General features: G+C 50.9%; 19 protein-coding genes. 14 read left to right on the top strand and 5 right to left on the bottom strand.

All coding sequences use genetic code 11. The annotated features are described in order from the left end of the window. The first annotated feature begins 51 nt into the window (after positions 1 to 51). Positions 52 to 1,032, top strand: coding sequence for a tRNA dihydrouridine synthase (locus tag HMPREF9469_RS24825; RefSeq protein WP_007868600.1), 981 nt, complete (start codon positions 52 to 54; stop codon positions 1,030 to 1,032). Positions 1,033 to 1,178: 146 nt separating this feature from the next. Here the strand turns inward: HMPREF9469_RS24825 and HMPREF9469_RS24820 are convergent, their stop codons facing one another. Continuing rightward, positions 1,179 to 1,691, bottom strand: a complete 513-nt coding sequence (locus HMPREF9469_RS24820; RefSeq protein ID WP_007868598.1) for a superoxide dismutase family protein — start codon at positions 1,689 to 1,691, stop codon at positions 1,179 to 1,181. A 302-nt stretch (positions 1,692 to 1,993) separates the two neighbouring features. On the opposite strand from HMPREF9469_RS24820, the gene HMPREF9469_RS24815 reads away from it, so the two are divergent. The 4 genes from HMPREF9469_RS24815 to HMPREF9469_RS24800 all read left to right on the top strand — a co-directional run bounded on the left by HMPREF9469_RS24815 (position 1,994) and on the right by HMPREF9469_RS24800 (position 6,405). Continuing rightward, the gene (locus tag HMPREF9469_RS24815) at positions 1,994 to 3,109 is read left to right on the top strand and encodes a hypothetical protein (RefSeq protein ID WP_007868591.1); all 1,116 of its coding nucleotides are present in this window, start codon (positions 1,994 to 1,996) and stop codon (positions 3,107 to 3,109) included. A 41-nt stretch (positions 3,110 to 3,150) separates the two neighbouring features. Continuing rightward, on the top strand, positions 3,151 to 3,654 hold the full coding sequence (gene greA / locus HMPREF9469_RS24810) for a transcription elongation factor GreA (protein ID WP_007868588.1): 504 nt from the start codon (positions 3,151 to 3,153) through the stop codon (positions 3,652 to 3,654). 37 nt (positions 3,655 to 3,691) lie between these two features. After that, complete coding sequence (locus HMPREF9469_RS24805; RefSeq protein ID WP_007868585.1) at positions 3,692 to 5,017, top strand: MATE family efflux transporter; 1,326 nt, start codon at positions 3,692 to 3,694, stop codon at positions 5,015 to 5,017. 170 nt (positions 5,018 to 5,187) lie between these two features. Then, positions 5,188 to 6,405 (top strand): AfsR/SARP family transcriptional regulator, encoded by a 1,218-nt coding sequence (locus tag HMPREF9469_RS24800; RefSeq protein WP_007868583.1) that lies wholly within the window; start codon positions 5,188 to 5,190, stop codon positions 6,403 to 6,405. Between the two features lie 16 nt (positions 6,406 to 6,421). Here HMPREF9469_RS24800 and HMPREF9469_RS33125 read toward each other — a convergent pair whose 3' ends face one another. After that, the gene (locus tag HMPREF9469_RS33125; protein WP_007868580.1) at positions 6,422 to 7,699 is read right to left on the bottom strand and encodes an AAA family ATPase; all 1,278 of its coding nucleotides are present in this window, start codon (positions 7,697 to 7,699) and stop codon (positions 6,422 to 6,424) included. Positions 7,700 to 7,986: 287 nt separating this feature from the next. Between HMPREF9469_RS33125 and HMPREF9469_RS24790 the strand changes: the two genes are divergently transcribed. The 5 genes from HMPREF9469_RS24790 (at position 7,987) to HMPREF9469_RS24770 (ending at position 13,543) form a co-directional block, all read left to right on the top strand. Further along, positions 7,987 to 8,919, top strand: coding sequence for a doubled motif LPXTG anchor domain-containing protein (locus tag HMPREF9469_RS24790; protein WP_007868574.1), 933 nt, complete (start codon positions 7,987 to 7,989; stop codon positions 8,917 to 8,919). Between the two features lie 246 nt (positions 8,920 to 9,165). Further along, positions 9,166 to 9,378, top strand: coding sequence for a ferrous iron transport protein A (locus tag HMPREF9469_RS24785; protein ID WP_007868571.1), 213 nt, complete (start codon positions 9,166 to 9,168; stop codon positions 9,376 to 9,378). A gap of 257 nt (positions 9,379 to 9,635) precedes the next feature. Next, positions 9,636 to 10,967, top strand: coding sequence for a nickel-dependent lactate racemase (larA, locus tag HMPREF9469_RS24780; protein WP_007868568.1), 1,332 nt, complete (start codon positions 9,636 to 9,638; stop codon positions 10,965 to 10,967). Next, the gene (locus HMPREF9469_RS24775; RefSeq protein ID WP_195415740.1) at positions 10,967 to 12,010 is read left to right on the top strand and encodes an alcohol dehydrogenase; all 1,044 of its coding nucleotides are present in this window, start codon (positions 10,967 to 10,969) and stop codon (positions 12,008 to 12,010) included. The genes larA and HMPREF9469_RS24775 overlap by 1 nt, the downstream gene beginning before the upstream one ends. A gap of 177 nt (positions 12,011 to 12,187) precedes the next feature. Further along, positions 12,188 to 13,543 (top strand): MATE family efflux transporter, encoded by a 1,356-nt coding sequence (locus tag HMPREF9469_RS24770; protein WP_242827941.1) that lies wholly within the window; start codon positions 12,188 to 12,190, stop codon positions 13,541 to 13,543. A gap of 133 nt (positions 13,544 to 13,676) precedes the next feature. Here the strand turns inward: HMPREF9469_RS24770 and HMPREF9469_RS24765 are convergent, their stop codons facing one another. Together HMPREF9469_RS24765 and HMPREF9469_RS24760 are read right to left on the bottom strand one after the other, a co-directional pair. After that, on the bottom strand, positions 13,677 to 14,942 hold the full coding sequence (locus HMPREF9469_RS24765) for a sensor histidine kinase (protein ID WP_007868558.1): 1,266 nt from the start codon (positions 14,940 to 14,942) through the stop codon (positions 13,677 to 13,679). Continuing rightward, positions 14,942 to 15,613, bottom strand: coding sequence for a response regulator transcription factor (locus HMPREF9469_RS24760; RefSeq protein ID WP_007868555.1), 672 nt, complete (start codon positions 15,611 to 15,613; stop codon positions 14,942 to 14,944). Before HMPREF9469_RS24760 ends, HMPREF9469_RS24765 begins: the two co-directional genes overlap by 1 nt. Before the next feature lie 177 nt (positions 15,614 to 15,790). Here HMPREF9469_RS24760 and HMPREF9469_RS24755 point away from each other — a divergent pair, with 177 nt between their 5' ends. The 3 genes from HMPREF9469_RS24755 to HMPREF9469_RS24745 all read left to right on the top strand — a co-directional run bounded on the left by HMPREF9469_RS24755 (position 15,791) and on the right by HMPREF9469_RS24745 (position 18,471). After that, entirely contained in the window at positions 15,791 to 16,318 is a 528-nt protein-coding gene (locus tag HMPREF9469_RS24755) for a hypothetical protein (RefSeq protein WP_007868551.1), read from the top strand. Positions 16,319 to 16,382: 64 nt separating this feature from the next. After that, a complete protein-coding gene (locus HMPREF9469_RS24750) occupies positions 16,383 to 17,120 on the top strand; it encodes a hypothetical protein (RefSeq protein ID WP_007868549.1) in 738 nt (245 codons plus the stop codon). A 388-nt stretch (positions 17,121 to 17,508) separates the two neighbouring features. Beyond that, positions 17,509 to 18,471 carry a hypothetical protein gene (locus tag HMPREF9469_RS24745; protein WP_007868548.1) on the top strand — a complete coding sequence of 321 codons (963 nt, stop codon included), beginning with the start codon at positions 17,509 to 17,511 and terminating at the stop codon, positions 18,469 to 18,471. On the opposite strand, the gene HMPREF9469_RS32175 is transcribed toward HMPREF9469_RS24745, so the two are convergent. Continuing rightward, entirely contained in the window at positions 18,436 to 18,600 is a 165-nt protein-coding gene (locus tag HMPREF9469_RS32175) for a hypothetical protein (RefSeq protein WP_007868546.1), read from the bottom strand. The genes HMPREF9469_RS24745 and HMPREF9469_RS32175 overlap by 36 nt on opposite strands. A gap of 158 nt (positions 18,601 to 18,758) precedes the next feature. Between HMPREF9469_RS32175 and HMPREF9469_RS24740 the strand changes: the two genes are divergently transcribed. Beyond that, positions 18,759 to 19,703: an NTP transferase domain-containing protein gene (locus HMPREF9469_RS24740; protein ID WP_007868544.1), complete on the top strand. Its 945-nt coding sequence runs from the start codon at positions 18,759 to 18,761 to the stop codon at positions 19,701 to 19,703. The last annotated feature ends 7 nt before the right edge of the window (positions 19,704 to 19,710 follow it).

Genomic DNA, 19,710 nt, shown 5'->3' with positions numbered 1-19,710 from the left:
CCGGCAGGATGCCGGGGGACCATAAACCAAAGACAGGACGGATCTCATAGAATGGAATTTTACATGGCTCCCATGGAGGGGCTTACAGGATATATATACAGGAACGCGTACCACGCCTGTTTCCGGCCCATGGACCGGTACTTTACACCCTTTGTATCGCCCAGGGCACAGGGAGGGATGAAGGGCGGACTGAGCTCCCGGGAGATAAACGATATACTGCCCGAACACAACAGGGGGCTTTGCGTGATACCTCAGATCCTTACAAACAGGGCGGAAGACTTCCTGAGGGCGGCCCTGATATTAAAAGAATACGGTTACAGGGAAGTGAATTTGAATCTGGGGTGTCCCTCGCCGACTGTGGTATCCAAGAACAAAGGGGCGGGATTTCTCAGTATGCCCCATGCGCTGGATATGTTTTTGGAAACCGTGACAGAAGAACTGGATAAGATGGGGATGGAAATGTCGGTCAAAACACGGCTGGGCATCTATTCCTCAGATGAGTTTTACCACCTTTTGGAAATCTATAACAAATATCCCCTGACCCAGCTGATCATCCATTCCAGGGTCCGCACGGATTATTACAAGAATACCCCTGACAGGGAAATGTTCGGCTATGGCCTGGAACACGGCAGCAGCCCGGTATGCTATAACGGGGACCTGTTCACGGCAGAGGATTTCAGGGGGCTGAGTCAGCAATACCCGAAACTGGGGTATGTGATGATGGGGCGGGGGATCATAGCCAATCCCGGTCTTGTGGAAGCCATAGAGACAGGGACACCTCTGGATAAGGTCCGGTTAGAGGAATTTCACCAGCGAATCTATGAGGGATACAGGGGGATCATGTCCGGGGACAGGAATGTGCTGTTTAAAATGAAAGAGATATGGGCATCCATGATCCGGATATTCTCTGATGACGGGAAATACGGCAAAAAGATAAAAAAGGCCCAGCGGCTCGGCGAATACGAAGCTGCGGTCAGCCAGGTGTTCAGGGATCTGGATATTGTGGAAGGGGCCGGGTTCAAATTGTATTAAACTGGAATTTGTGTTATACTCCAGAGTGTGTCTGGAGGTGGTATTCAGACACACTCCGGGGAGCTTTGTGCATACTCCGGGAAGCTTTGTGCATACTCCGGGAAGTTCCGTACACACTCCGGAAAAACGGCCCCCAGATGTAAGAATCAGACCTGATCCGTATAATCCGCTTTCATAATGGTGCCGCAGGCGATCTTTCCGCCCGAATTGCCGGAGGGCTGGGTGGTAAAGTCATCGGGATGGCTGTGGATGACAACGGACCGCCCCAGGATATCTTCTATTTTAAAGCGTTTGTCATAGAACGCCGTCCATGCATAGCCCTCATTTCCAAGAAGGGGGACCATGTCGCCCGCATGGTTGGGGTGGGCGGCGTTGGTGGGATTATAATGCTCTCCCGTGTTGGCGAAATTGTCTGAGCAGTCGCCGTTCTGATGGATGTGCATGGCGTAGAAATCCGTGGCGCCAGGCATATTCTTGTTGGGAAGGTTGAATATCTCAGCTTCCACCAGCACACCGCCGTAAGGTGTGTGATAGAATTTCACAAGGCCGCTTATTGCGGGAGCGGATGCCCCGCCTCTTACCCAGGCAACGGCGGAAGGGGCCCGAAAGCGCAGTAGATCTGCGAAGATATCAGCAGGAGTGACAGATTGGTTATCCATAATGGTCTCCTAAAAAAGTTTATTCTTTACAGCATATGCAGATAAAAAAAGAATGTGACCAAACATGCGCTGCCATAGCATGTCCTGGTCACATCCGGCTTATAAAATGGAGGGGGCCGGCAGAAGGGGAACTGCCGGCCAATAGGTATGAAAAAGTGTCTTCCTGTATATTTAAAAGGTCTATCACCTTACAAGTAATACTATACAGGGAAAATGTGGCCAAAGTTTGAGCACACGCTAAAGAATCGATAAAGAAACTAAAGTGAAAATAAAGAATTTATAAAAGGCAGGAGTGAATTGCTATGAAAAGACATTTTTTAAAAATCCTTGCCGTATCAGCGGCATTGAGTATCTTTATTTCAAACGCAGCGTATGCCGGAACCTGGACAACGGAATCTGGTCAGTGGAAATACAGACAGGATGACGGGACCTATGCAAAGGGATGGCTTCAGGACACAGATGGGCGGTGGTATTATTTTGATGCCAACGGCCGGATGCTTTCCAATACCGCCACGCCGGACGGATACCAGGTAGGGGAGGACGGAGCCTGGGTGAACCATGACCCATATGCTTCGTACGATGCGGATTATCCCCTAAAGGATTATGCGGACAAGGCCGGGCTGCAGTATGTGGATGTGATCATGAGCTATAACTCAAAGGGGGATCCCGTGATGGAGCGCCGCCTGAGACAGGACTACAATTATGGGCTGTACAACTACTTCGGCCTTTCCGATAACCTGTGCAAAGCGTTATACGGGGAGAGCGACCAGATCGGGACCGGGGAAATGGCGGTGGATGGCGACAGCCTTCTGGTGCTGGCCGGGGTGCCCCTCTACCAGGAAGGGGTGGGGAGCGATACCTATAAGCAGCAGCGCAACCGTCTTGCCCTGGTGATACGGGAGTATCTTAACAGTTATCAGTGGAGAAATGCAAGCGAACTGGAGCGGGCCAGGAATGCGGCCTTTTATATTGCCTCCGGCTGTACCTATGATAAGGATCTTTATAACCGGTTTGTGGCGGGAGAAGACACCACGGGCGATCCCTCCTTCACGGCATATGGGTGCCTTGTGAACCATAAGGCGGTGTGTGAAGGGATCTCCGTGGCCTACCAGCTTCTTGCCAGGTCCATGGGACTGAACTGCTTCTGTGCTCCGGATGATGAGGACAAGGACCATATGTTTGTCTATGTACAGGCGGATGGAAACTGGTACAAGGTGGATCTGTCCGTTACAGGCCTGGCCCCCCAGGCCATGGTAAGGCGCTGCTTTACTGACATGGCCAACCAGGAGGTGGAACGGATCATGAAAGCATATTATAATGAGGAAAATCCTCACATCAAACACATCCAATACGACAGTCTGGCTCCCGGAGCCGTATACCAGCTAAAAGGCGGATGGCAGTACCGGGAATACCAATAAAAACTGATGGAAACATTTTTGGGGAAAGGCAGTGGCAAATCATGTATGATAATCTGACGAAAAGTGATATTAAGAAAATGGAAGAGGAGATAGAGTACCGGAAACTGGTGGTGAGAAAAGAAGCGCTGGAAGCGGTGAAGGAGGCCAGAGCCCACGGGGACCTGAGCGAGAATTTTGAATACAAAGCAGCCAAGCAGGACAAAAACCGCAATGAAAGCCGCATCCGTTACCTGGAGAAAATGATAAAGACGGCCAGGATCATCTCCGACCAGTCCGGGGCAGATGAGGTAGGGCTGGGAGACCGGGTGAGCATATACATTCCGGATGATGACGAGACGGAGGAATACAAACTGGTTACAACCGTCCGGGGAAATTCCCTTCAGGGCCTGATCAGCATAGATTCACCTCTGGGAAAGGCCATCAGGGGCCATAAAGTGGGGGACCGGGTCCACGTTAAGGTGGACGACCGCTTTGGGTATGAAGTGGAGATACGCTCCATTGATAAGACTGCGGCAGATGAGGACGACAAGCTCCGCAGCTTCTGACAGGAAAAAATCAGTACCGGTATAAGGAGAGATCATTATGGCTGCTGTAAATATGACAGAAGGAAAAATAACAAATCATCTGGTCAGGTACTCGGTACCGCTGATCCTTGGAAACCTGTTCCAGCTCACCTATAATGCTGTGGACTCCATCATAGCGGGGCGGTTTATCGGAAAACAGGCATTGGCGGCGGAAGGGACTGCCAGCCCGGTCATGAATATTGTGATCCTGGGCATTTCCGGTATCTGTATGGGGGCCTCCGTCCTGATGAGTGAGTTTTTTGGCGCAGGCCACCAGGATAAACTGAAAAGGGAAATGTCCACCACCGTGATATTCGGCTGTTATTTCTCGGTTATTGTTGCGCTTCTCGGAGTTTTTTTCTCACGACCGCTGCTTAAAGCGCTTCAGGTGCCGGAAGAAATACTGGGCATGGCTTCCACCTATCTGTCCATTATATTCCTGGGAGCTCCATTTACATATTTTTACAATGCAGTTTCCGCTGCCTTAAAAAGTGTGGGGGACTCCAAGACGCCCCTTAAATTCCTGGCATTCTCATCTGTTCTCAATGCCCTGTTGGATCTGATCTTTATAGGCGGCCTGGGCTTTGGCATCGTGTGCTCGGCCACCACCACGGTGATCGCAGAGGCGGCCTCTGCGATTCTGTGTATCACCTATGTATATAGGAAGATACCCATGCTGCAGCTGAGAAAAGGGGAGTTCACCATGGACCGCCAGCTGCTGCGCCAGACACTGCGCTACGGCAGCGTCACAGCGTTGCAGCAATCCTGCCAGCCCATTGGAAAGCTGCTGATCCAGGGAGCGGTCAATCCTCTGGGGGTTGATATGATCGCGGCCTTTAACGCAGTGAACCGGATTGATGATTATGCCTTTACGCCGGAGCAGAGCATTTCCCATGGCATCACCACCTTCGTGGCACAGAACCGGGGAGCCGGAAAAAAGGAGAGGATCCGGAAGGGCTTTCGCCATGGGCTGACCCTGGAGTTTTGCTACTGGGTATGCATTGCTCTTGTGATCCTGCTGTTTAGAAAACCGCTGATGGGACTGTTTGTTACTGCCGGGAACCAGGGCATCATAGGACTGGGCAGCAGCTATCTGGGACTTATGGCCCTATTCTACATTTTTCCGGCCTTTACCAATGGAATACAGGGCTTTTTCCGCGGCATGGGGAATATGAGCATAACCCTTCTGGGAACCTTTGTACAGACCAGCCTTCGTGTGGTATTTGTGTATCTTCTGGCGCCTGTTATGGGAATGCAGGGCGTTGCCTATGCCTGCGCTGTTGGGTGGAGTGTAATGCTCCTGGTGGAGATTCCGTACTATTTCTGGTTTATGAGAGGAAAGTGATGGGGCATGGGAAGTCTGTGGGGAAGTCCATGGGAAATTTATGGGAAGTCCATAGGAAGTCTGTGGGGAATATGTGGAAAATTGGAAAAATCTGTGGAAATATCAGATGGAATGTTGTAAAATAGCGTTATGAGGCGTGTAACGCTCTTGCAACGGGGGTAGGGGAAACGATGAACGCAGATCAGGGGAATGCCCGTATATTGGGCGAAAGTGAAGGCTTAAATGTATTTATGATGGGAACGGTTATGGTGGAGTATAACAGGAAACCGCTGTCCGTTATGGCAAATCCGCTGGGTAAGATGCTTCAGCTCTTTCTTATCCTTTTATATGCCGGTGAGAAGGGGGTTCTGAGGGAAGAACTGCTGGATATGCTCTACGGAAACGGTGAGAACACCAACCCATCGGGAAGCCTTAGGGCGGCTGTGTTCCGGCTCCGCAAAATACTGGAGGGCAGCGGTCTGCCGGAACATGAGTATATCCGGACCGAGGGCGGGGTGTACCGGTTTGACAAGGGCAGCCTTTCTGTGTACATAGATGCAAAGGATTTTGAGGAAACTGCCAGGAAAGCGCTGAAGACAAGGGATGAAAACCTGTTAAAGAGGGCCTGCCGCCTGTACCAGGGGGAATTTATGGCCCAGCTGGCAGGAGAAAAGTGGGTGTCTGTTATCGAGGTGCGGTGCCAGGAACTGTACTTCCAGTGTCTGAGGGTGGCCAGCCATCTGATGAAGGCCAACCGCGAGTACACGGAACTGCTGGAGCTGTGCTCCGCTGCCTGTAATCTTTATCCCTATGAAGAGTGTCAGATCATGAAGATCGACTGCCTGATCGCCATGAAACGCTTTAAGGACGCCATGCAGGTTTACGACCAGGCGGTTGCCCAGTATTTTGAGGAACAGGGTCTTCCTCCCTCTGAGAAGATGCTGGAGCGGTTTAGGACCATGAGCGGCCAGATCCGTTATACTTCAGACACCCTTAAGGACGTAAGGGAAAGCCTGCAGGAGCGGGACCGGGTCAATGGACCTTACTATTGTTCTTATCCTGCCTTTATCGACTGCTACCGACTGCTGGTACGCATGTCGGAGCGGATCGACTTCACCAGCGTGATGCTGTGCTGTACGCTGCTGGATGCAAAGGGAAAACCCCTGGATGCCGCTGGGGATTTGCTGAAGACAGCTTCGGCCAGGCTTCATGAGGCCATCGGAACGTCCGTGAGAAAGGGAGATTTATTTACCTGCTACAATCCAAGCCAGTACCTGGTAATGCTCAACGGCACCTCCCAGGAGTATTGTCTCAGGATATTTGAACGGATAGACCGCACCCTCCATCTGTGGGACGGAGGGCGCAAGGTGAAACTGAACTATCAGGTAATGCCTGAAAGTCTGCTATAGGATATTCCGCTAAGAATTAACCGGTTATCTTGGGACTGGCCCCATAACGGCCTTCCAGATACTGCTTGCCATAGGCCTCATCATTTCTTGGGATGAGGCCGTTTTCTTTTTTGTACCAGGAAAGAGGATAGAGCTGCGCATCCTCTCCTGATGGATGGCAGCAGAGCCAGATCTCATCCCGGCGGAGAACAGTGGGCATCAAAACAGCGGTATTATGGCTGGAGAATATAAGCTGAGCACCGTGAGGATTTTTCTCTGCATTTGTATAAAGGCTTATGATATAACGCAGCAGATGGGGATGCAGCCGGCTGTCCAGATCATCCGCCACGATCAGGCTGCCCTGCTTTAAGCTGGCGATGACAGGGGGGAGGACGGATAAAAGTTTTTTTGTGCCCTCTGATTCATCCTCATATGGGAGTTCGTAAGGTTCAGAACCTTCCGGCGTATGGGTCAGCCATAGCCCGGAAGCGGTTACGCCTCCCTGGGGAACGGACCTGATACCGGTGATATCCAGTCCCATGGACTGGAGCAGGGTACAGATGTCTTTGCAGATGCCGTCATAGATGCCGCCGGAGATACCGTCACCGATATGGCCATATGCATTGCCATTGATATCGCCGTATGTATTGCCGCCTATAGCATCACATATATTGCTTCCGATCCTGCCGGCCTGTTCCGCTGATTTTGGTAACGGAGCATCCGAAGGAGAGGAGGAAAGAAAATGCGTCTCCTCAAACCAGGAGTATGCGGCCTGGATGGTTTCGGACTGGGATGAACGTGCCAGGAGAGAGAGCAGCGGCTCTGAGGGAGACACGTGATTAACCGGACAGGATGATACGATCTTGCCCAGATGAAAATCGGATTCCTTCCTATTAAAAAGTATTCCGGCATCATCCTTTCCAACACGGCCGTAAAAAAGGGTCTCTTCTGCAATGATCCCCTTTAGGAGGCGAAGCTGATAACGGAACAGGAAGCCTCTGTGCCGGTACAGTACATCAAACTCAGAGGGCATGCCCGAGCAGACCGGTGACATGCGGTGATGGACTGGCCGGGAAGCAACGGTTTCCGGCCTGGCGGCGGTAAGAAGATCTGTTAGGAATCGTAAGCCGTACAGCACCGTTGATTTGCCACCTCCATTGGGGCCGTAGATAGCAATAACCGGGAGAAACTGTTCCCCATCCAAAGCATCCTTGATCAGGGATGCTTTGTGTTCGTTTATGGGACCAGGTAAACAATCTAATAAAGTTTCTTCTTTGAAAATCTTGAAATTCTTTAAAATCAGCTGAACCAGCATAAGACACCTCCATATCTGCGAGAAAAAAACTCATAATAATCCATTGGATTCATTGTACCATGGAGAGGGGAGAAAATGCAAGATGGAATGAGGAAAAATCTCGCAAGAAATCTTAAGAATTGACGTTAGAAACAGGCGGAAGAAGTATGGAAAAATCCAAAGAAAAGCTGTCTGATAATATTACAAAAAAATGAAAAGCAACCGGCAAACCGGAAGGCGCAAAGGCAGCTGCGGAAGATGGATATGTATTTACCCATTGGACTAATGAGGCCGGTGAGAAGGTAGGAGTGGATGAAACCTTTATTCCAAAGAAGAATTCTGAAACTCAGGTATTTGAAGCAGATACCTATACAGCCCACTTTGCCATGAGAGGCGATTTAAGCTACAGGGTTGAATACTACTATGACGGAGTCTTAGGTGAAGTTGATACCAAGGACAATGTAACATTCGGAACAGAAATTCCATTTACCACAGTGCCAAGAGACTTTAACGGCAGGAACTATATCTTTGAAAGCGCCAACGGCCCCAGGACAGCAGGTTCTGACAGCAACGCCAATCTTGTGAAGGTATATTATGTATTAGATGATATTGGCGGGAAGGACCCGCAGACCCCGGATGGAATACCTGATAAATATCAGATCACCTTTACGTATGTGGCAGGCAATAACGGAACCGTCAGCGGGACCACCAGTGAGGTTCACACCATCCAGCAGATCACCAGGGATCCGGAGACCAATGAGATCATCAAGGTTGGCAGTGTAACACCGGCTCACCCAAGGGCAGATGTTACCACAGGCGCCAACAGCGGATACACGTTCAACAACTGGAGTATTGATGGAAATGCAGGTAAGACCTACATTAATACAGATGCAGTGAAAGCTGATTCATTTGTACAGGATACCACATTTATTGCAAACTTTAGATCCACCGGTGGAAGCGGCGGAAGCAGCGGCGGTGGAGGCGGAAGCACTTCCGGCGGAGCCGGACGCTATACTCAGACAGACGGAGGACCGGGAGTAGTAAGCATTAATCCCCAGGATGTACCATTGGCACCACTTCCCGAAACACCATTTACTACCATCGAGGATGATGAAGTACCGCTGGCACCACTGCCCAAAACCGGTCAGGGTTATGCCAAATCAACATTAACCATGGTGATGTCCGGTATCTTACTGATGCTGACAGCCATAAGCAAGAAGCGGAAGGAAGAAGAGTCCTGATAATCGGTAAAAATGGAATCAAACATGGAGTGAAATAAAACACAGGCAGCGCCCAATGGCTGGAAAACCAGCCGGAAGGCGCTGCCTTTTTGCCGCCAAGATATCCAAAAAAAGATTAAAATCGCCTAACCCATATTGCCATTGACTAACAGCCGTTGTGAGAATTAAACTATAATCAGACCAGGATAATACCGGAAAAGCAGGGCACAATAAATCTGACAGATCAAGATACATGGAGGTAGGGCTATGCAGTCATTGACAGAAGTTAAGGCAGGAACTGAATGCACCATTAAGTGGATGTTTGGGGCGCCCCAGGTGATGGAGCTCATGAACCAATATGATATAAAGGAAGGAAGCACCATCAGCGTGTTTGGCCAGGGATGGAACAGCACCATCATCGGACGGGATGATGTACGCCTTGCCATCGGAAGTGAGATCGCGGCGCGCATTAAGGTGTAAAGCCGGATGGAGCGTTTATAAGAAGAGATAAGCTGATACAGATATTGCGGATGCCGGGTTCATATCCCTTTCAGGATATGGATCCGGCAATCTTGTTGTCCCTGTCTTTCCCGCCATAGGGATGGAACGGATGTAATCTGATGACATATCATCTATAAAAATACGGGATTTAATGCTATAATTGAACACAGGTATGAATTTGGAAAGGGCAGGAGTGAGATCCGGTCCGGGAATCGCCGCAATAAAGGAAAAGGGGTATGGAAGGTATGGAAGAAATTACAGAACAGATCAGCCTTCCCTATGGAAGGGGATTGCTGCAGGCAGACATTTCCAAGAAACGGATCAGGGCTGTGCTGAACACAAAGCTTAACCGGTATGTGCCGGAGTTTTCTGAGGAGGAGCTGGTCAGGAAATCCCTGGAGCATCCCATAGGGAGCAAACGGTTAAGGGAACTGGCCCGGGGCAGGCAGAGGATCGTGGTCATTACCTCGGACCACACAAGGCCGGTGCCCAGCAGGATCACCATGCCTTTGATCCTCAGTGAGATCCGGGAAGGGAATCCCGGGGCGGATATAACCATATTGGTGGCCACCGGCTGCCACCGTGGCATGACGGAGGCGGAGATGAGCGCAAAATTCGGCGGGGACATTGTGGGAAAGGAAAAGATCGTGGTCCATGACTGTGACGACAGGGAACAGCTGGTGGATCTGGGTTATCTTCCTTCAGGAGGGCGTCTGATTCTGAACCGGCTGGCAGCGGAGGCGGATCTGCTGGTTGCTGAGGGGTTCATTGAACCCCATTTCTTTGCCGGATTTTCAGGGGGACGAAAAAGCGTGCTTCCCGGCGTGGCGGCCAGGGAAACAGTACTGTATAACCACAATTCCGCCTTTATTGCTGACAGCTGTGCCAGGACCGGCCGGATCCAGGGCAATCCCCTGCACCGTGACATGCTTTACGCTGCCCGCAGGGCAGGGCTGGCTTTTATTGTTAATGTGGTCCTTAACTCAGATCATATCATTCTCAACTGCTTTAGCGGGGATTGCGACCAGGCCCATATTGAGGGGAGGAAATGGCTGCTGCCGCTTTGTAAGGTCAGTGCGGATCCGTCTGATATTGTGATCGTGACCAATGGCGGGTATCCCCTGGATCAGAACATGTATCAGGCTGTAAAGGGAATGACGGCGGCAGAGACCATTGTAAAGAAAGGCGGAGTGATCATCATGGCAGCCAGATCAGAGGACGGCCATGGCGGGGAGGCGTTTTACTGCACCTTCAGGGAGGAAGCGGACGAGGACAGGATTCTGGAAAAATTTTTGAAAACGCCGGCAGAGCGGACCATTGTTGACCAGTGGCAGTCACAGATATTTGCCAGGGTGCTTAAGAAGGCCAGGGTGGTATATATTTCTGATATGCCCGGTCAGCTGGTCAGGGAAATGCACATGATACCTGCGGGAAGCGTGGAGGAAGGGATCCGCACAGCGGACCGCCTTCTGGGGCGGGAGGATTCCCTGATCACTGTGATTGTGGACGGGGTATCTGTAATAACAGAGTGCAGCACCATGAAAGGAGACATATGTCAGAACAATTAATGACAGCAGCCGTATATCAAGGCAAAGGGAATATTGTCCTGGAGAAGCGCCCGGTTCCAAGGCTTTTGCATCCCCAGGATGCCATTATCAAAGTAACCCTTACCACCATCTGCTCCAGCGACATACATATCAAACACGGAGCCGTGCCAAAGGCTGTGCCGGGTACTATTCTGGGACATGAGTTTGTGGGGATCGTGGAGAAGATAGGAGCAGGGGTCAAGGGGGTCAGGCCGGGAGACCGGGTGGCTGTCAATGTGGAGACTTTTTGCGGGGAATGCTATTTCTGCAAAAGGGGCTATGTGAACAACTGCACGGACGAACACGGCGGATGGGCGCTGGGATGCCGCATAGACGGCGGGCAGTCGGAGTATGTAAGGATCCCCTTTGCCGACAATGGGCTGACAAAGATACCCGACCTTGTGACGGATGAGGCGGCATTGTTTACCGGGGATCTGCTTTCTACCGGCTACTGGGGCGCTGCCCTGGCTGAGATCAAGCCTGCCGATACCGTGGCCGTCTTAGGGGCAGGACCCACGGGGCTGTGCACCCTTATGTGCGCCCGGCTGTATGGCCCGGCCCGGGTGATCGCAGTGGATGTGTCGGATGAGCGTCTGGAGCTGGCCAAGGCCCGGGGGCTTGCGGACGTGACCTTAAATCCCCTCAGCCGGAATGTGGAGCAGGAGATCCTACGGCTGACAGATGGACGGGGGGCGGATGCTGTTTTAGAGGCGGCCGGAGGCAGGGACACATTCCAGACCGCCTGGAAGATTGCCAGACCTAACGCAGTGGTGTGTGTGGTGGCCATGTACGGGGAGGCCCAGACACTGCCTTTGCCGGATATGTACGGTAAGAATCTTGTGTTTAAGACAGGCGGCGTGGATGCGTCCTGCTGCGGACAGATCATGGAGCTGATCCGGGTGGGCCGCCTGGATACCGGCTGCCTGATCACCCACAGGACAACGCTGGATCATATAATGGAAGCATATGATGTATTTGAGAACAAAAAGGATCATGTGATCAAGTATGCGATCAAAGTGGAATAGGGGGAAATGCAGAGGGCTGAATTTCTCTGTAAATAGCTAGGAATAGCGGGAAGTATGGCTGAAACAGTAAGATGGGGATAGAAAATACTGGAAAAATGATGTATGATAAAAGGAATGGCAAAAACAGAAAGACAGGTAGGCCATAGGCATGGCAGACCGGGGAAATGGGGTGTAGTATTGCAACAGTCAGATACGGATATGATTGAGGGTGGTATATTTAAGTCCATACTATGGTTTTCAATTCCACTGCTCATAGGAAACTTCTTTCAGCAGCTTTATAACACAGTGGATTCCTATGTGGTTGGAAATTTTGTGAATACCAATGCGCTGGCCGCTGTGGGGGCGTCCACGCCGGTGATCAACATGCTGGTGGGGTTCTTTATGGGGCTTTCAGCAGGCGCCGGCGTGGTCATATCGCAATATTTTGGGGGAAAGCAAAAAGAGGAGATGAGCAGGGCGGTTCACAGCTCTGTGGCTCTCACAGCGCTTCTCAGCATAGTGTTCACGGGAGCGGGCATGGTTCTCACCAAACCTCTGCTGCGGGCCATCGGGGTGCCGGAAGAGGTGCTGCCCCATTCTTCCCTGTATCTGCTGATCTATTTTGGCGGAATCACATTTTCCCTATTCTATAATATGGGCGCAGGCATCCTGCGGGCAGTGGGGGATTCAAAACATCCCCTGATCTATCTGGCTGTGGCCAGTCTCGTGAATATTGCCCTGGATTTTCTGTTTGTATGTGGGTTCCACATGGGGATTGCAGGTGTGGCCATTGCCACTATCATTGCCCAGGCAGTCAGCTCGGCCATGGTCCTGTATAAACTGATGCACACTCAGGAGGATTACAGGATCGAGCTGCGCAAGGTGCGTTTCCATAAAAAAATGGTCCGCCGGATCGTGTCCCTGGGATTTCCCGCAGCCCTTCAGCAGAGCATCACATCCTTTTCCAATGTGGTGGTGCAGTCCTATATTAATTTCTTTGGCGCGGCAGCCATGGCCGGGTATTCCGCCATGCTGAGGATCGATGGATTCCTGCAGCTTCCGCTTCAGAGTTTTAATATGGCCATCACAACATTTGTGGGCCAGAACATAGGAGCACGCAAGTATAAAAGGGTAAAAAAGGGAATCTGGGCCGCCTGGGCCATGTGTTCCCTGGTGATTCTTGTGGGTTCTGTCTGTATGTATTTCTTTGCATCATTCCTCATCAGCATCTTTACGGATGATGCCCAGGTGATCGCCAATGGAAGCGGTATGCTCCGGATATTCTCCACAGCCTACATCATCCTTCCTGTGATCCAGATACTCAACGGTGCATTAAGAGGGGCAGGGCTTTCCAAGATCCCAATGTTCTTTATGCTGGGCTGCTTTGTGGTCCTGAGACAGATTTATCTCATGATCGCGGTCCCCATGACCCACAACATGTTTGTGGTTCTTACAGGCTGGCCGGTTACCTGGGTCATCTGCGCCATCGGTATGCTGATCTATTATGTGAAAGCGGATTGGCTGCCCAAGGAGGCGGAGGAGCAGGGGAGGTAAAAATCAATCAGTGTGAGCAGATATAAAAACAGATATTAAACAAACACAAAAAGTATGAATAAATGGAACACCGGATTTATGCAGTGAACGCTGCTGGTCCGGTGTTTTTATCTGATACCATGGTCCCGCAGCGTCAGCCCAATGTATTAGGTAAGCGTACAGGGATCCTGACTGAAAAATAGTTTCTCTTTACGCCGTCTGTTGTCACATCGATCCGGGCTCCGTGTTCCGATGCAATGCTGCGGGCAATGGATAGTCCCAGTCCATAGCCGGGGATACCGCCCCTGGAGGGGTCGGCCCGGTAAAACCTTAGAAAAATATGCTGCATTTCATCCTCGGACAGGGGACATCCTTCATTGGAGACAGAGAGAAGGGCCTCCTTGGGGCCGCTGCGTGATAGGCTTACCAGGATGGTGCTGCCTTCGGCACTGTATTTGCAGGCATTATCCAAAAGAATATCAGTCAGCTGCCTTAATTTCTTTTCGTCCCCGTCCATCTCGATGGAATCCTCCACCTGGCTGGAAATATATTTGCCCATATCAAATGCAACCGGTTCAAATGAAAGGATACTGCTGTTTACAATGAAACTGAGACTTATGCGGGAGTGTTCCCAGGGCTGCTCACCGGAATCGCTTTTGGCAAGGGTGAGAAGGCTTTCAAGCAGTTGCTTCATGCGTATGGCTTCGGCTTGGATGTGCTCGATTCTCTGGTGGTTCCTGCCTGAGGGGATATCGGGTGTGTGGACCAGCATATTGGCATTGGACAGGATGACGGTCAGAGGGGTTTTAAGTTCGTGGGAAGCGTCCGCCACAAACTGCTGCTGTCGTTTCCAGGCGGTTTCCACAGGTTTTACCGCCCATTTTGACAGGAGGACGGAGAAGATGAAAAATGCTCCAAAGGCGCAGCCGCCAATGATGACAGAATGAATGGCCTGCCAGTACAGGGAGTTCTGCTCCGCGTAAATATCCACAAATGCGTACCGCACAGCGCCGCCCGGCCGTTTCTTATCACAGAGAAACCGAAGATGCCGGTCCTTCATAGTGCCGGATGATCCTTCCTGCTGATCAGCCAGGGCAATAAGCATTTCCAATTCACTGTTGTCCACACTGAAGATCCTGTTTTTTACAATGGAAATGGAGCCGTCTGTTTTTACATCCGCCACCAGAATGGGGGAGGCCTCTCTTGCGGGCAGAGGAGGCCCGGATCTTGGGGCAGGAGGAGGGGGATTGCCGGATGAGGCTTCCTTGACTTCCTTGATGGCTGAGTGCAGGGTGTCCATGCTTTGACTGCGGTAGTTAAGCTGGGCAGAGTAATAAAGGGTCGTCAAAATAAGAACCAGAAAAATGGTGATGATGGTCATCATGATGCCAACGAATTTCCAACGCAGCTTTCTTATCATTATGACACCTCCAGCCGGTAACCGATATTCCGGACAACGGTAATGCGGACAGAAGAATCCAGCAGGGAAAGCTTTTTGCGGAGAAAGGAGATATAGGCTTCCACACTGTTTGCATTTACACTGGAATCATATCCCCACACCTTCATCAGCAGCATTTCTTTGGGAAGAAACTGGCTGCAGTTCTGGATCAGGAGACGCATCAGTTCCAGTTCCCTGGCGCTTAGGGAAACCGCCCGCCCGTTGCATGACAGCTGTGAGGTGGAGGGGGTGAGGAGCAGATCACCATATGTAAATGAGTCAGGGGTGATGTCGGCCTGCCTGCGCAGCACCGCCCGAAGGCAGGCCAGGAATTCCTGATTCTCAAAGGGTTTGGTCAGATAATAATCCGCTCCCGCGTCCAGGCCCCTGACACGGTCGGCCAGGGCTGATTTGGCGGTGAGCATAAGTACCGGCGTCATAATACGGCTGCCTCTCAGGCGGCTTAAGACATCCAGTCCGCTGAGCCCGGGAAGCATGACATCCAGAACAATGGCGTCATAGATGCTGCTTTTTGCAAGGTCCAGCCCTTCCAGCCCGTCATATGCGATATCAGTGCAATAGCCGGATTCCCCGATCATGTCGGCAAGGGTGTCGGCCAGTCTTTTTTCGTCCTCAATAATTAAAATGCGCATGGGTACGTTTTGTTCCTTCCTGTTTTTATTTACCAGTATATTATACCATGCTGAAAGGTGACTGAAATTTGAACATTCTGTGAAATCCTGTGAATTTAAGCTTTATTTCAGAATAGCCCTTTATACTCATGCCATCAGATGATCATCTGAAACAACTGACAGAAAGAAGGAATGTATATGAAGAAAAATTCAGCAAGGGTATTCCTGTGCGCAGGATTGTGCGCGGCAGTCATGGCGGGAACAGGGCTGACAGGATTTGCAGACACAACAGAAGCCGGGAATATGCAGCAGATGCAGGGCCGGGGGATGAGACAGGATGACGGAAGCGTCATGGCGAAAATAACCGCTGTCACCAGCAGTACATTAACCGTGGTCATGGCTGAAAAACCCGAAATGCAGAATGATGGAACCATGCCGGAGAAGCCGGCGGATGGGGAGACCCCTCCGGAGAAGCCGGCGGACGGAGAAAACCCGCCGGAGAAGCCGGCAGACGGGGAAACGCCGCCTCAGCGTCAGGAGGGACAAATGGAACAAAAGGAGATGAATTTCTCAGACGAGGAAAGCTCCCTGACCCTGACATCGGATACTGTTGTTACAAAAGGAACGGACCATGAATCTTCATCAGTATCCCATCTGGCGGAGGGCAGTGTTGTCAGGCTTGTGCTGGATGGGACCACGGTTGTAAGTATTGACATTCTGGAATAAGGTGGGGTGTTCGGCGGATCGCTTAGGGCATTTAGAATGTTTCATTTATGAAGGAGAGATCGGATTGAAAAGAGATGTGATTTTAGGGATCGTTCTGGCAGGAGCCCTTCTACTGTCCGGCTGCGGAGACAAAGGCGAAAGGAGCTCCACAGATGCATCAGCGCCTGAGACAACAGTCAGTGATACCGTAAGTACGGATGAGGACGATAAAGTGACGGTGGTCACCGGTTTGGTAACAAAGATTTCCGAAACAGAGATCATTGTATCGGCAGGCGGCCCAGGCTCCGGGAGCAGGGGAAAAGAAGGCGGACCGGGGAACGGACCGGGAAGAGACAGGGATAGACGGGAGGGAGACAGCAGGCCGGATTCGGAGGGAGACAAAGGGTTGGGAGAGGATCAGGCACCGGACCGGCAGGGGACCGAGGGCCAGGAGCCTGGCGGCCAAAACTCTAAAAGCCAGACGGATCAGCGGGATGTTCCGGAGGAAAATACACCGTACAACGGGGAAAGAAGCAGGACAGTTACCATAAAATTATCATCGGATACGGAGATTATAGACCAAGACGGAAATGCCCTTACAGTATCTGATATAAAAACAGGTGACCTGGTCACTGTGGAGACAGATGGCGCTGATTTGGCGCTTACCATAACGAGCAATCAAAATTCCGGAGACAGAGGTGATGAGGAGATAAGAAGCAAGAAGAAAGAAGGAGGTGGGACAAAACCGGGTGAAATGAAAGAAGGTGAATCAGAGCCTGGTGAGACAAGTACGGATGTGCCAGAATCTGCTGTAAACGAATAAGCGGAATTAGGATAAAAGGATACTGGAAAACAACCATAGGGTCATACTCATTCTATAAGCTTGCCGGAAACCGGCAGGCTTTTTCAGTCTTACGATAGACAATTTACCATTGTTTTGTGCTGCGATCTGTGCTATGCTTAAACCACCAATTCAGGGCAACTCATTTGCTCTGTCTATCATTTCATAGTAATTTCAAGCACCGGCAGATTCGCTGGTAAGATCACAGCAGCGGTAATGGGGAGAGTGAGGAATTCTTGCATTTTAGGTACAGTCCCGGTATAATGGTATCAGAGACAGCAATGTTGTTAGTGCCTTTTTTCTGCCGTTGGAAATGTCCGGTGAGGATGTCTGCCGTACTCCATTGCCTTAGGATGGAAAGGAAGGTTTGATGGGGCAGAAGGATATTTCTCTGATCACCTATTTTGAGGATCAGAGGCGTTACGCGGATTTGATCAATGGTTTTGTATTTAAGGGAAAGCAGATCGTTTCTGAACAGGATGTACAGGAGATGGATTCCCGGGCGGCGGGAGCGTTTGGAAAACTGCATCGGCGCTTGATGGTCCAGAAGTACCGCGACTGTGTGAGGCGTATCATATTTGACATGGGATTTGTGATCATGGGCCTGGAACATCAGGACAAGGTACACCATGGCATGCCGGTCCGGATTATGGTGGAGGATGCGGTAAGCTACGATCAACAGATGCGGCAGATCAAGCGTGATCACCGTAACCGGCGTGATCTGCGCGGAGATGAATTCCTAAGTGGATTTGCCAGAATAGATAAGCTCTATCCGGTTGTCACCATCTGTATCTATTACGGGGAAATGCCTTATGATGGGGCAAAGGAACTGTATCATATGATGGATTATGAAAAACTGCCGGAGGAGTTTAGAAAACTGCTGAATAACTACAAAATACATGTTTTGGAAATCAGGGATTTTCAGGACATTGACTTTTTCAGGACAGATTTAAGGGAAGTCTTTGGATTTGTACAGCGTTCCGGTGATCCGGATGCAGAAAAGAGATTTACTTTTGAAAATGAAGAACAGTTCAGGAAAATGGATGAGGATGCGTATGATGTCATTATTTCCATGACCGGTTCCACGGAACTGGCGCAGGTAAAGGAGATATACCGTGAAGAAGGAGGTAAGATCAATATGTGTGAAGCAATCCGCGGGATGATTGAGCGGGGACGGGCAGCAGGGGTAGCAGAAGGCCAGGAAAAGAAAGCATATACGGCAGCAAAAAACATGTATGCCAGAGGTTTTTCAGCCGAGGATACAGCCGGCCTCCTGGAGGAAAGCAAGGATACGGTTTTAAACTGGTTTGAAAGTTGGGAAAAAGGGAGATAGATATAATGAAGAGTATTTAAAAGAATAGATATATCCCGGCCTGCCGCCTTCCGGCAGGCCTTTTTCTGCGCCGATTCCCGGCATTTTATCTGCCTTATAAGCAAGCTTAACGTCCGCTTTTGCACCCATTTTCCCGCCGTCCTGAACTGTTACAATATTTTATATGTTACACATGCAAAGGGTGTATCCCACACTACTGGTAATCCCTGCCCTGCCCCAGGTATAATTAAGCCATCATAAAGGCGGGCCCGCCACCTAAATCAGTGGGGGCTCAAACGGAGGGAAAGATGAAGAAGACAGGAGCCGTATTGGTGGCGGCAGGACTCTCATCCCGGATGGGGGAATTTAAACCAATGCTTCCTTTTGGCGATTCCACCATTGCTCTGCATATGGTTACCATGCTAAAGCGTCTGGGTGTGTCTCCGCTGGTGGTGGTGACCGGGTACAGGGCCGGGGAGCTGGAGGAACATCTGTCACATGCAGGCGTTCGGTTCGTGAGGAACGAACGGTTCCGGGAAACTCAGATGTTTGACTCTGTGAAACTGGGGATAGAGGCTGCTGCCAAGGAGTGTGGGCGGATTATGGTCCTGCCCATGGACATACCGGCCATCATGCCGGATACCATCCGTCAGGTACTGATGATCGATGGGGGGATTGTGCGGACCATATGCAGGGGAGAGCCGGGACACCCTATTATGTTCCAAAGCCGGATCGCTGAACAGCTGTGCGCCTATCAGGGAGAAGGAGGGCTTCGGGGAGCTATTGAGGACTTTGATGGCGGTATCACGGACCTGGAGGTGGAGGATGAGGGGATTTACCGGGATGTGGATACCAGGGAGGAATACCGGGAACTGGTTGAATGGAATTATAAAAGGGGAGGGGGCCATCCTATCACCCCACTGGTACAGGTGCGGTTAAAGGCCGGGGATGTATTCTTTGGGCCGGGTACCGGACAGCTTCTGGATATGATACACCAAACCGGCTCCATTCAGGAGGCCTGCTGTAGAATCGGTCTCTCCTACAGCAAGGGCAGCCGCATGATACGGGAAGTGGAGCGCCAGCTGGGAATACCTGTGGTGGAGCGCAGGACCGGAGGAATGGGCGGAGGAGGCTCCAGCCTGACAGATGAGGGTAAAAAGCTGATGGACAGTTACGCGCGGATGGTGGCGGAAGTCCGGCAAAGCACGGAACAGATTTTTCTCAAGTATTTTGGAAAAGGTATCAGCAGCTGACTGTTGG

This window comes from [Clostridium] citroniae WAL-17108 (genome assembly GCF_000233455.1).
Lineage (GTDB): Bacteria > Bacillota > Clostridia > Lachnospirales > Lachnospiraceae > Enterocloster > Enterocloster citroniae.
The sequence above is the reverse complement of the archived record's forward strand: the minus strand, read 5'-3'. Positions and strand labels throughout refer to the sequence as shown.

What these genes read in the sequence shown, in the direction of transcription:
- HMPREF9469_RS24825 (WP_007868600.1), top strand. Translation starts at nt 52, where the DNA reads ATGGAATTTTACATGGCTCCCATGGAGGGGCTTACAGGATATATATAC.
- HMPREF9469_RS24820 (WP_007868598.1), bottom strand. Translation starts at nt 1,691, where the DNA reads ATGGATAACCAATCTGTCACTCCTGCTGATATCTTCGCAGATCTACTG.
- HMPREF9469_RS24815 (WP_007868591.1), top strand. Translation starts at nt 1,994, where the DNA reads ATGAAAAGACATTTTTTAAAAATCCTTGCCGTATCAGCGGCATTGAGT.
- greA (WP_007868588.1), top strand. Translation starts at nt 3,151, where the DNA reads ATGTATGATAATCTGACGAAAAGTGATATTAAGAAAATGGAAGAGGAG.
- HMPREF9469_RS24805 (WP_007868585.1), top strand. Translation starts at nt 3,692, where the DNA reads ATGGCTGCTGTAAATATGACAGAAGGAAAAATAACAAATCATCTGGTC.
- HMPREF9469_RS24800 (WP_007868583.1), top strand. Translation starts at nt 5,188, where the DNA reads ATGAACGCAGATCAGGGGAATGCCCGTATATTGGGCGAAAGTGAAGGC.
- HMPREF9469_RS33125 (WP_007868580.1), bottom strand. Translation starts at nt 7,699, where the DNA reads ATGCTGGTTCAGCTGATTTTAAAGAATTTCAAGATTTTCAAAGAAGAA.
- HMPREF9469_RS24785 (WP_007868571.1), top strand. Translation starts at nt 9,166, where the DNA reads ATGCAGTCATTGACAGAAGTTAAGGCAGGAACTGAATGCACCATTAAG.
- larA (WP_007868568.1), top strand. Translation starts at nt 9,636, where the DNA reads ATGGAAGGTATGGAAGAAATTACAGAACAGATCAGCCTTCCCTATGGA.
- HMPREF9469_RS24775 (WP_195415740.1), top strand. Translation starts at nt 10,967, where the DNA reads ATGACAGCAGCCGTATATCAAGGCAAAGGGAATATTGTCCTGGAGAAG.
- HMPREF9469_RS24765 (WP_007868558.1), bottom strand. Translation starts at nt 14,942, where the DNA reads ATGATAAGAAAGCTGCGTTGGAAATTCGTTGGCATCATGATGACCATC.
- HMPREF9469_RS24760 (WP_007868555.1), bottom strand. Translation starts at nt 15,613, where the DNA reads ATGCGCATTTTAATTATTGAGGACGAAAAAAGACTGGCCGACACCCTT.
- HMPREF9469_RS24755 (WP_007868551.1), top strand. Translation starts at nt 15,791, where the DNA reads ATGAAGAAAAATTCAGCAAGGGTATTCCTGTGCGCAGGATTGTGCGCG.
- HMPREF9469_RS24745 (WP_007868548.1), top strand. Translation starts at nt 17,509, where the DNA reads ATGGGGCAGAAGGATATTTCTCTGATCACCTATTTTGAGGATCAGAGG.
- HMPREF9469_RS32175 (WP_007868546.1), bottom strand. Translation starts at nt 18,600, where the DNA reads ATGGGTGCAAAAGCGGACGTTAAGCTTGCTTATAAGGCAGATAAAATG.
- HMPREF9469_RS24740 (WP_007868544.1), top strand. Translation starts at nt 18,759, where the DNA reads ATGAAGAAGACAGGAGCCGTATTGGTGGCGGCAGGACTCTCATCCCGG.